This is a genomic window from Achromobacter sp. (assembly GCF_049647645.1).
Taxonomy (GTDB): Bacteria; Pseudomonadota; Gammaproteobacteria; order Burkholderiales; family Burkholderiaceae_B; genus Achromobacter.
Genome location: NZ_JBARYB010000155.1, coordinates 38631 through 48744, shown reverse-complemented (window position 1 = coordinate 48744; position 10114 = coordinate 38631). Strand labels below are relative to the sequence as shown.

Sequence of the window (10114 nt, the reverse complement as noted above, 5' to 3'; positions counted from 1 at the left end):
GGCCTTGGCCTGGCGCAGTTCGGTCGTGTCCAGGCCGTCGGCGATGGCCGCGTCGGCCGCGCGCGCGGCCTCTTGGCGCTTGCCCTGCTTTTCCAGGGCGTACACCAGCAGCAGACGCAGGCGGGCCACGTCGGGCCGCAAGCGGATGGCGTTCTCCGCCATGACCTGGGCGGTTTCGTAATGGCCGGCGTCGTATTGTTTGTAGGCCTGGTCGGCCAGTTGGTAGGCGTCGCCTTCCAGCGGACGTTCGGCTGCGGCAGCAGCTTGCGCGATGGCTTCGGGGGCCGTGGCCACGCATAACAGCAGGGCGCTGAAAGCCAGCGTACGGGAATTGACGGTCATGGAGGAGAGGGCCTGTGCGATAGCGGGTCCGCGGGGTGTCCGGTTTGCGTCGGGGCTCCTTGCTGGAACGACAAGGCTTCGTGCAGCGTCTTTTCGTCGAGCCAGCCCTGTTCCATCAGGATTTCGCCCAGCGGCCGCTTCTCGCGCGCCTGGATCTCCAGCGCCCGTTCCAGCATCTGGTGGTCGATCGCCTGCCAGGACAGCAGCAGGTCGCCCAGGCGCTGGCGTTGCTGCGCCAACTGGTCGGTGGACGGGAAGTCATGCATGGTCTTGTCCCAGGCCAGCCGCTTGCCGGTGATCAGGTGGCCGATGAACAGGCGCCAGGCCCGCGCCGCCGCCATGGCGTTGATGAAGTTGCCGACGATCATGCGCGGCATCGACAGCAGGGCATGTTCCCAGCCGTACATGCGGCCGACGAAATACGCGCGTTGCACCACGCGCAGCAGCAGCGCCCCGGCGTTCAGCCACATCAGCGTCACCAGCCAGCCGCCAGGGCGGAAGTACGAGGGGTAGTAAACCTTCCACCAGCCGAAACGGTCGGCCAGGTAGAAGAGGAAGAAGTTGGCCAGCAGCAGATAGGCCAGGATTGCGATGAACGAGGTGAACAGGCCCTTGCGGTCGCGGAATAGCAGATACCTGGTGGCCAGCGATCCCGTCCATCCCACCTGCTGCCAGCCTTGCAGGCCGATGCCCAGCGTCCAGCGGGCCTTCTGCCGGTAGGCGGTGCGGAAGGTGTTGGGGAAGTATTCGCGCACGCCCAACGGCATCTTGATGGCGGAGACTTTCTCGCGCCCCAGGCCGAACCAGGCGCGGCGGCGCGTCACGTACTCGACCTCGAATTTGCCGAAGATCTGGCGCATGCCGCGCTGGGCCAGCCGCGCGCCGATGTCGTAGTCCTCGGTCAGCGTGTCGGTATTGAAGGGCTGGTTGTTCGTCTCCGCCGCCAGCACCTCCAGGGCGTGGCGCGAGAAGCAGGTGCCCACGCCGGCGGACGGCACCATTCTGGACAGGCTTTCGCGCACGACCAGGTCCTTGGTGTGCCACTCGGCGAACTCGTCCATGTAGGTGCCGGCGACCAGCTCATGCCATTCCCGTTCCAGCGAGGTCACCGGCAGCTGGATGAAGTCGATGCGCGGCAGCAGGTAGTTGTAGTACTTCAGTTCCAGGGGGTGCAGCACGTCTTCGCTGTCGTGCAGGATCACGCCGGCGAAGGGCACGGGCTGCAGCGCGTTCTGCGCGAAGATGGCCTGCACGATCCAGTTCAGGCAGTCGGCCTTGCAGGTCGGTCCGTCGTGCGGAACTTCCACGCGTATCAGCTGGCGGTAGCGGCGCCGCATGCGCTCCACCTCCTTGATCGTGCGCTCGTCGTTCTGATAGGTGCCGGCGAAGATCATGTAGTTCTTGTATTCCAGCGTCGACACCATGTTTTCCAGCATGGGCGCGATCACGTCGTACTCCAGCCAGGCGGGCACCATGATCGCCAGCGGCTGTTCCTGCTTGGCGCGCAGCTGCTCGGCGGTCAGCGCCGCGTACTGGCGCTTGACCGTCAGCCCGCGGCGCAGTTCGCGCAGCCAGAACCAGCCGTCGATGAACAGGTCGTCCAGGCTGGACAGCAGGATGATGACGCCGACCACCGCCGTCACGATCTCCAGGCCGCGGTAGTAGTCGGCGATGAGGTAGGGCCAGTAAAGCGAGGACATGGCGCCTCCGGATTACTTGCTGTCCTTGTTCTTCCTGCGGCTGACGCGCAAGGCGGCGATCAGGATCAGGAGCAGGATCAACAGGCCCACGCTCAGGGCCGGCACGCTCCACGACAGGTAGTTGCGCCACTCGAAGAAGGCGCTCGCGCCCGCGCCCGGCGGCTGGCCGGCGGCGGGGTTGGCGCTGTCGATCCAGGCCAGCGGCCCTGCCGCGCCAATGATGGCGATGTTGCCGCGGTTCAGCACGAAGGGCGTCTGCGGCATGGCCGGGCGCTGCCCCAGCGTGTGCCACAGCAGGCCGTCCTGGCCGCCGGCGCGCACCACTTCGGCCGTGCTCAGGTTATCCAGGCCGGAAATGTCCAGCCAGGGCGCGTTCTTGCCGTCCACCGTCAGCTGCTTGCGGTCGGTGACCTTGACCATGGGCTTGGCGCCGTCCACGGCGACTTCCATCGCCAGGAAGGGGCCGCCGGGCTTGGCCGTCTGGCCCGCCGGCGTGAGCGACAGCGCCGCGCGCGTGGCCGACACGCCGCTGGCCGTGGCGATGCCGATGATGCGTTGCAGGCTGGCGGGCGCATCGGCCAGATAGGTGTCCGGGACCAGCAACTGGGGGCTGCCGGCCAACATCGGCAACAGTCCCACGAAGGTGCCATCGGGCTGCGCGCGGCCCGGCTTCACATAGCTGGTGGGCAGCACGTTGACGGGATAGCCTTGCGGGATTTCGTTGCAGTCCACCGATACCGGCTGGCGCTGGAAGGTGACGCGCACCGCGTTGGTCAGGCCCAGGGCATAGCCGGGCACGCGCGCCGTCAGGCGCTCGGGATGGCCGTCGGCATCCATCCGCTTGGCGGCCAGCAGAATGCCGTTCCAGAACACCGAGGCGACCGGGCGGGTCGCGGAGGCGCCGGGCGCGGCGGCCAGGTCCATGACCAGTTCGTCCGGCATGCCGCCGTCGGCGGAAACGGCGGCCAGCGCGAACGTGGCGTTCCAGTCGCCGCGCGCGACCACGTCGAAGCTGGCGGACGATCCGCCCAGCGCCGTCAAACGCATGCCATCCTCGCCCGAGGCCTGCGGCGGCTCGGCCGCCTTGACCTGCGCCTGGCGCGTGACCAGGATGCGGCGCCAGGCCGTGTCGAAGGCGCCCGCGCCCTGCGCGCCGGCATCGGCGGCCACCGCGATCACCGCCTGCTTGCCCAGCGGCGCCAGGCGGATTTCCTTGGATGGCAGATCCTGGCCCGCCAAGGGCATGCGCCGCTGGCGCCATGCCTTGAAGGCCTCCGCGGCGTCGGCGTCCTGTGCCAATTGCGCCTGCAAGGCGTCCAGCGCCTCGGTGTAGCGGGCGCGCAGCGCGGCGTCCGCGACCACCACGTCGCCGCTGACCGCCGGGGCTCCCATGACCAGCAGCGCGCCGATTTCGGCGGGGCTGGCCAGCTTGTGCTTGTCATTGCCTGCCAGGGCCGCGAACGCAGGCACCTGTCCAAGCCCGTTCGGGGCCTGCAGGCCGCGGGTGTCGATCTCGTCGCCCACGGCCGGGAAAGCGCGCACCGCGACCCGCTTGCCGCTGCGCTCCATGGCTACGCCCATGCGCCAGGCGCTGTCGAAGGCCTGTTGGTCGAGCTTGGCGCCCGCCACCATCAGCACGGGCTTGCCGGGCAGCGTGCTCCAGGCCTCGTCCAGGCTGCCGATGGCCGAGGCGTCGTAGCGATAGCTCAGGCGCGTGCGCGGCGACACCATCAAGGCGTTGGCAGTGGCGCGGTTGCTCTCGCATTGGCGCTGCGCGATTTCCGATTGCCAGTCCACCGCCAGGCGCACGAAGCCGGTGTCGCGCACGCGCTGTTCCACGTTCAGCTTGCGCGTGGCGGAGCCCTCGCCGTCGGCGATGCGCTGCGCCGTCTGCGGCACGCCGTCCACCCACAGCACCATGCTGGCGCGGCCCGGTTCGCCCTTGATGTAGCGCGCGTCGAAGTCCAGCGTGGCGTCGGCTATCGGTACGCCGCGCGGCACCGGCAGGTAGAACTCCTGGCGCGCGTCGCTGTTGCTCAGCACCACGGGCTCGCGGATGCCCAGGTCTTCCAGGCTGGTGTCGCGCGTGACCCAGTCGTCGCCCAGCAAGCGCCGCAAGGCGTCGCCCGCGGGACTGGCCATCGCTCCCAAGGGGAGCAGCAACCCGGCGGCGATCAGGGCGCGGCAGAGGGTGCGGGCGGCGTGGGAATGGGGGGCAGGGTGCATGGAGGCTCCGAGGGGGGCAGGGGGGCGGCTAGCGGACCGCAGCCTGTGCTTGAGGCGAAAACTCGGTTACGGCTCGGCCGCAGAGCGCGTCGACGATGCGCTGGCTGGCGAGGCCGTCGCCGTAGGGGTTGATGCGGCGCGAGAAAGAGGCGTGTAGTTCCGGGTGGTCGAGCAGGCGGTTTACTTCGGCCAGGATGCGCTGCGTGTCGGTGCCGACCAGCGTCACGGTGCCGGCCTGCACGGCTTCCGGGCGCTCGGTGACGTCCCGCATCACCAGCACCGGCTTGCCCAGGTAGGGCGCTTCTTCCTGCACGCCGCCCGAATCCGTCAGGATCAGGTAGGCGCGTTGCATGAACCAGACGAAGTCCAGGTAATCCAGCGGGGCGATCAGGTGCACGCGCGACAGGCCGTCCAGCTGCGCCATCACCACGTTGCGCACCTGCGGATTCAGGTGCACGGGATAGACGATCTGCAGATCCTCGCGCCGGGCCAGTTCGGCCAGGGCGGCGCAGATATGCCGGAAACCGTCGCCGAAGCTCTCGCGCCGGTGCCCGGTAACCAGCAGCAGGCGGCGCTGCGGATCCAGCCAGCCGTAGCGCGCCGCCAGCTACTGCGCCAGCGCGCCTTCGGGCGCGAGTTTGCCGCAGGTCAGGGCCAGCGCGTCGATCACGGTATTGCCGGTGACCGTGATGCGCCCCGACAGGTTTTCACGCAGCAGGTTAGCGCGCGATTGCGCGGTGGGCGCGAACAGCCAGTCACCCACCGCGTCGACCACGCGACGGTTCATTTCCTCGGGGAAGGGCTTGGCCAGATCGCCGGTGCGCAGGCCGGCTTCGACGTGGCCGATGCGCGCGCGGCGGTGGAAAGAGGCCAGCGCGCAGGCCGATGCGGTGCTGGTGTCGCCATGGACGAGCACGCAATCGGGCTGCTCCGCCTCCAGCACGCTGTCCACCCGGCTGATCAGCCGCGCGTACAGGCCGTTGAGCGTCTGGTTGGGCACCATGATGTCCAGGTCGTGCTGCGCCCGCAGATCGAACAGGGCCATTACCTGATCCAGCATCTCGCGATGCTGGCCCGTCACGCAGACGACGCTCTGGATCCGGGGTTCGCCTTGCAGCGCGGCCACCAGGGGCGCCATCTTGATCGCTTCGGGACGGGTCCCGAATATGGAAAGGACTTTCATCACAAGAGCGGGCCCCCTACGCCGGTGGCATTTTCTTGCGTAGATTATGGATTGAAAGTATTCGTAATATGTGACGAATTATTTCCTTCTGGTCCGTGGTTCTTGAAATGCATGCTTACGGTCGCCATCGGGCAATGTGCCTGGATGCATAACGCCGCCGGGAAATGGTGCAGGATGTGTGCGAGGCAGGAAGCAGGGGCTCCACAACCAGTCGTTACCTTGGCGTGGGGGACGCGTTGTCGCCCGGCCGCAACAGCACAGCGCTTCGGCCGCCCGTAGCGGCTGCCTCGCGCGTCTACACGCGCCGGTCTCGCCCCACCCAGTAAGGCTCGCGCAGTTGCTGCTTCAAGACCTTGCCGACCTGGCTGCGCGGCAGTTCGTCGCGGAACTCCACCGATTTGGGCGTCTTCATGCCATCCAGCCGCGACCGGCAATAGGCGATGGCTTCATCCGCGTTCCATTGGACGCCGGGCTTCAGTTCGATGATGGCCTTGACCGCTTCGCCCCAGTCGTCGTCCGGCACGCCGATCACGGCGCAATCGTTGACCAGCGGATGTGCCCACAGCACCTGTTCGATTTCGCCCGGCGATATGTTGAAGCCGCCCGAGATGATCAGGTCCTTCATACGGTCGACGATATAGAAAAAACCCTCCGCATCGCGATAGCCGACGTCGCCGGTGTGCAGCCAGCCGTCACGCAGGGCCTGGGCGGTGCCTTCGGGGTTGTTGTAGTAGCCGGGCATGACCAGGTCGCCCTGGACCACGATTTCGCCGCGTTCGCCGGGGCCAAGCAGCCGCCCCTGCGGATCCATGACCTCGACCCGCGCGAAGGGGGCGGCGCGTCCGCAACTGGCCAGCCGGTGTGCGGCGCCTGACTGCAGGGCGGCGACATGGTCTTCGATGGTCATGGTGGTGCAGGTGAAGGGCGCTTCCGCCTGGCCGTAGCACTGCACCATGACCGGCCCGAATACGTCCAGCGCCAGTTGCAGCTTGGCCGCCGACATCGGCGCGGCCGAATAGACGAAGTAGCGCAGCGAGTCGTAGCGCCAGCGGCGCGCGTCGGGGTGTGCCAGCAGGCGGTAGATCACCGTGGGCGGGCAGAACAGCTGGGTCACGCGGTGCCGTTCCAGCGCTTCAAGAATCGCTTCCGGCCGCGCTGACGGCAACACGAGGTTGACGCCGCCATAGGCCAGCGTGGCGAAGGCCACCATGCCCGCCGCGTGGGTCAGCGGCGCCACCGCCAGATGCACGGGCGTTTCGCGCACGGGCATGGCGGCGAACCAGTTGGCGAGCAGGGTGGCATACATGCGATGCGTGACCAGTACGCCCTTGGGCATGCCGGTGGTGCCGCCGGTGCCGCGTATCGCCACCACCTCGTCGGCGCGCGCCTCGGGTTCGACCGGCGCGGCGCTCTGGGCGGCGGCCCATTGCTCCAGCCCGGGCGTTTGCGGCAGCGGGCCGTCGATGATGATGAGGCCCTTCAGGCCCGGCAGGGCGGCTCGGATCTTGTCCAGGTCGGCGGCGAAGCTGCTGTGCAGGAACAGGAAGGCGCAGTGGCCGCGCGCCAGCACGTAGAGGTTTTCCTCGATGCTGTTGCGCGCATTGACGGGCAGCCAGATGCCGCGGGAGCGGACGATGCCCAGCACTGCCACGAACGTCAGCAGATGGTTGGGGCTGAGCAGTCCGACCTTGTCGCCCGGGCCGACGCCGGCCGCGTGCAGGCCGTTGGCGATGCGGTGCGACAGACCGGCCACCGTGCCGTAGTCCAGGACCCGGCCGCCAGGTTCGGCGAAGCACGGCGCTTCAGCCGACATCCGCAGGCCGCGCTCGAAGAAATCGATCAGATGGGCCATGGCCTATCGGGCATCCGCCGCCGGCCATTGGAAGCGTTGCGCCACCTTGTCGAGAAAGCGGCCTGCCGCCTCGCGGTGGTACTCGGTGGAACGGGCCACGCCCTGGCCGGCAGCCTCCAGGTCCAGCATCGCGTTCAGGTCGCTGTTGAGCGAAGCGTTGAAGCCGCGCTTGGTGATCGCCAGCGCCGCCATCGGCAGTTCGGCCATGGACAGCGCGATCTGCCGCGCGCGCTCGTGTATCAGTTCCTGCGGCTGGATCTCGAACACGATGCCCATCTCCTTCGCTTCGTCGGCCTGGAACTCGCGCGTGGAGAAGGCCAGTTCCTTGGCGCGTTGCAGGCCCACCATGCGCGGCAGGGTGTACATGGTGGCGCAGTCCGGGATGGCGCCCAGCCGCAGGAAGGACAGGCAGAAGCGGGCCCGCGGCGAGGCCAGGATCAGGTCGGCGGTCAGGGCCAGGCCCAGGCCGGCGCCATAGGCCGGGCCGTCGACCGCCGCGATCACCGGACGGTCCAGCGTGATCAGGCCTTCTATCGTCTGCAGCAGGCCGGCCATGCGCTCGCGCGCTTCTTCGGCGGAGCCGCCCGAGCCCATGGTGGCGATGTCGCCGCCCGAGCAGAAGGCGCCGCCGGCGCCGGCCAGGATCACGACGCGCACGCCGCGGTCGCGCCGGATCGTGCCTACCAGGTGGGCCAGCTCTTCGCGCATGACCATGTCCAGCGCGTTGCGCTGGGCGGGACGGTTCAGGGTGATGGTGGCGACGCCGCCTTCCACGGCATAGAGCAGGGTCTTGAACTCGCTAGAGATGACTTGCATCGTATCGGTCTCCATGTCTGCCTTCCATGATGGCCAGGCCGCGCCATGCGGGCCTGGCCGCAAGCTGCCGCGTGCCGTCAGGCGATGGCGCCGCGTTCGCGCAGGCCCTGGATTTCGGCTTGCGCCAGGCCCAGTTCCGCCAGCAATTCTTGCGTGTGCGCGCCGGGCGCGGGTACGGTGCCGGCCTGTCCCGGCGTGCGCGAAAGGCGCGGCGCGGGGGCGGGATGCACGTTGTCGCCGGTTTCGATGAAGCTGCCGCGCGCCTGATGGTGGGGGTGCCGCGGCGCTTCCTCGAAGTCGAGCACTGGCGCGAAGCAGGCGTCCGTGCCTTCGAGCAGCGCACACCAGTGCTCGCGGGTCTTGCCGGCAATGATGCCGGCCAGCTTGGCGCGCAGCTGCGGCCATTGCGCGCGCTCCCATTGCTGCTGGAAGTGCGGGTCGTCGATGCCGCAGAGCTCCAGCAGCAGGCGATAGAACTGCGGTTCGATGGCGCCGATGGAGACATACTTGCCATCCGCGCAGGCATAGCAGCCGTAGAAGTGGGCGCCGCCGTCCAGCATGTTGGATTGGCGCTGGTTGATCCAGCTGCCGTCTTGCAGCTTGCCGTGGTAGGCGCTGGCCAGCAAGGAAGCGCCGTCGCAGATGGCCGCGTCCACCACCTGGCCCCGGCCCGTGCGGCCGGCCTCGAGCAGGCCGCAAAGCACGCCGAAGGCCAGCATCATGGCGCCGCCGCCCATGTCGCCGACCAGATGCAGCGGCGGCGCCGGCGGCAGCCCGGCATGTCCCATGGCGTGCAGCGCGCCGGTGATGGCGATGTAGTTCAAGTCATGGCCCGCAGCCTGCGCCAGCGGGCCATCCTGGCCCCAGCCCGTCATGCGGCCGTACACCAGCCGCGGGTTGCGCGCGAGGCACTCGTCGGGCCCCAGGCCCAGCCGTTCCATGACGCCTGGCCGAAAACCTTCCAGCAGGGCGTCGGCCTTGTCCAGCAGCCGCAGCACGATGTCGGTTGCGCCGGGTTTCTTGAGGTCCAGCGCGATCGTGCGGCGGCCTCGGTCGATGAGGGTGCCGCCGCCGCCCAGGAACCCGGGCGCCAGCCGGTCGATGCGGATCACGTCCGCACCCATGTCCGCCAACATCATGGCGCAAAAGGGGCCGGGCCCGATGCCGGCCATTTCCACCACCGTAAATCCGCTCAGGGGACCAGCCATGTCTATCGTCACTCCATGATGTATCGGGTTCTCAGGATTCGAAGAATTCGGCGCGCGCGTCCAGGATGATCTGGACGTACTGCTCCATGTTGGCGTCCATGCGGTGGGTCGGGCCGACGATGGAAAGGGCGGTCAGCTGCCCGCCCACGCGCCCCGCAATGCCGACGGCCGATACGCCTTCATTGCCTTCGTCGCGGCTGTTGAAGTAGTGCTTGGGCAGCTGCGATTCGATCTGCGCGCGCAAGGTATCGGGGTTGGTGATGGTGCTGGCCGTGACGTGTTCGAACGGCAGCGTATCGATGAGCGCATTGCGTTCCACCGCGTCCATCTCGCCCAGCAGGGCCTTGCCCAATGCCGCAGCCTGCAGGTCGAAGGTGGTGCCGGCCTTCACCACGTAGCGCAAGGCGCGCGGGCTCTCCTGGCTGGCGTAGATCTTCACCTTGTTGCCGTCGAGCAAGCCGCACATCGACGATTCGCCCGACTGGCGCGTCAGGATCTCAAGCGCTTCCGAAGCGAAGGACTGCAGCGGGTCGGCCGCCGAGATGCCCTGGGCCACGTCGAGCAGCCTGCCTGTGGGGTGGAAGTAGCGCGATTTCGGCGTGCGCAGCAGGTAACCGGCCTGGCGCAGCGTGTAGAGCAGGTCCGAGCAGCTGCTGTCGGCAAGATCGAGAAAGCGCGCCATTTCCGAATTCGTCAGGGGACGGCGTTCCCGCGCATAGACTTCGAAGACTTGCAGTACACGCTGTGCGGTAGGGAGGATTTGCGGCATAGGATGTCGGAGTTGAGT

At 68.1% G+C, this 10114-nt stretch carries 6 protein-coding genes and 2 pseudogenes; all 8 read right to left on the bottom strand.

The window, feature by feature from the left end; genetic code table 11:
• Nucleotides 1-342: pseudogene (locus tag WBB14_RS18225) on the bottom strand (NfrA family protein); the annotation flags it as partial.
• A complete protein-coding gene (locus WBB14_RS18220) occupies nucleotides 339-2042 on the bottom strand; it encodes a glycosyl transferase family protein (RefSeq protein ID WP_424241070.1) in 1704 nt (567 codons plus the stop codon). The gene WBB14_RS18220 and the pseudogene WBB14_RS18225, both read right to left, overlap by 4 nt.
• 12 nt (nucleotides 2043-2054) lie before the next feature.
• Nucleotides 2055-4268 (bottom strand): hypothetical protein, encoded by a 2214-nt coding sequence (locus WBB14_RS18215; RefSeq protein WP_424241069.1) that lies wholly within the window; start codon nucleotides 4266-4268, stop codon nucleotides 2055-2057.
• Nucleotides 4269-4296: 28 nt separating this feature from the next.
• Nucleotides 4297-5451 (bottom strand): annotated as a pseudogene (gene wecB, locus WBB14_RS18210) (non-hydrolyzing UDP-N-acetylglucosamine 2-epimerase).
• Nucleotides 5452-5746: 295 nt separating this feature from the next.
• Nucleotides 5747-7303, bottom strand: coding sequence for a class I adenylate-forming enzyme family protein (locus WBB14_RS18205; RefSeq protein WP_424241068.1), 1557 nt, complete (start codon nucleotides 7301-7303; stop codon nucleotides 5747-5749).
• Between the two features lie 3 nt (nucleotides 7304-7306).
• The gene (locus tag WBB14_RS18200; protein WP_424241067.1) at nucleotides 7307-8134 is read right to left on the bottom strand and encodes an enoyl-CoA hydratase/isomerase family protein; all 828 of its coding nucleotides are present in this window, start codon (nucleotides 8132-8134) and stop codon (nucleotides 7307-7309) included.
• A gap of 62 nt (nucleotides 8135-8196) precedes the next feature.
• Nucleotides 8197-9327: a CaiB/BaiF CoA transferase family protein gene (locus tag WBB14_RS18195; protein WP_424241066.1), complete on the bottom strand. Its 1131-nt coding sequence runs from the start codon at nucleotides 9325-9327 to the stop codon at nucleotides 8197-8199.
• 31 nt (nucleotides 9328-9358) lie between these two features.
• Nucleotides 9359-10096 (bottom strand): IclR family transcriptional regulator, encoded by a 738-nt coding sequence (locus WBB14_RS18190; protein ID WP_424241065.1) that lies wholly within the window; start codon nucleotides 10094-10096, stop codon nucleotides 9359-9361.
• Nucleotides 10097-10114: the final 18 nt, after the last annotated feature.

What these genes read in the sequence shown, in the direction of transcription:
- WBB14_RS18220 (WP_424241070.1), bottom strand. Translation starts at nt 2,042, where the DNA reads ATGTCCTCGCTTTACTGGCCCTACCTCATCGCCGACTACTACCGCGGC.
- WBB14_RS18215 (WP_424241069.1), bottom strand. Translation starts at nt 4,268, where the DNA reads ATGCACCCTGCCCCCCATTCCCACGCCGCCCGCACCCTCTGCCGCGCC.
- WBB14_RS18205 (WP_424241068.1), bottom strand. Translation starts at nt 7,303, where the DNA reads ATGGCCCATCTGATCGATTTCTTCGAGCGCGGCCTGCGGATGTCGGCT.
- WBB14_RS18200 (WP_424241067.1), bottom strand. Translation starts at nt 8,134, where the DNA reads ATGGAGACCGATACGATGCAAGTCATCTCTAGCGAGTTCAAGACCCTG.
- WBB14_RS18195 (WP_424241066.1), bottom strand. Translation starts at nt 9,327, where the DNA reads ATGGCTGGTCCCCTGAGCGGATTTACGGTGGTGGAAATGGCCGGCATC.
- WBB14_RS18190 (WP_424241065.1), bottom strand. Translation starts at nt 10,096, where the DNA reads ATGCCGCAAATCCTCCCTACCGCACAGCGTGTACTGCAAGTCTTCGAA.